Annotated in this window: 1 protein-coding gene; it reads right to left on the bottom strand. The window is 59.4% G+C overall.

What is annotated here, in order from left to right; all coding sequences use genetic code 11:
• Positions 1-207: 207 nt before the first annotated feature.
• Positions 208-601 (bottom strand): ATP-binding cassette domain-containing protein (locus tag NKJ40_RS31805; RefSeq protein ID WP_352469395.1); only part of this gene is annotated, 394 nt, incomplete at its 5' end.

The following is a 601-nucleotide window of genomic DNA, read 5'->3' as shown; positions in this document are numbered from 1 at the left end:
GGCGCGACGGCCGTCACCTCCCGCCCAATATTCGTTAATTCGAGTTGCCTCATCTAAAAGTAGGCAAACCGCATCGATAATAATTGCGCCTTGATGGATTGAGTCGGCACTTTGGTTCATGCTCTCTTCCAGATACGAGGTTGATGACTTCGGATAGGGTGCGCCCCCGGCGAGTGCTTGTAAGCCATTTCCGGAACTCCGTTGAGCTCAATTCCCCGCACTCGCCATCTTCCGACCCGCAATGGCCGTCTCCAGCCAGCCGATCTCCATCTCCGGCACCGACGACAGCAGCAGATCGGTATAGTCATCGAACGGCGGCGTCAGCACCTGGCTTTTGGCCCCATACCGCACCACCTCGCCGCGATACATGACGGCGATGGAGTCGGCGATCGATTTCACCGTCGCAAGGTCATGGGTGATGAAGAGGAAGGCGACCTGCTCGATCTGCTGGAGATTGAGGAGCAGTTTCAGGATGCCGTTGGCCACCAGCGGATCGAGCGCCGAGGTGACCTCGTCGCAGATGATGAGCTTCGGCTTGGCCGCGAGCGCGCGGGCGATGCAGACGCGCTGCTTCTGGCCGCCGGAAAGCTCTGCCGGATAA

Source organism: Mesorhizobium sp. M0119, assembly GCF_040322615.1.
Lineage (GTDB): Bacteria > Pseudomonadota > Alphaproteobacteria > Rhizobiales > Rhizobiaceae > Mesorhizobium.
Note: the sequence above shows the minus strand (reverse complement) of the source record. Positions and strands in the feature narration are given on the sequence as shown.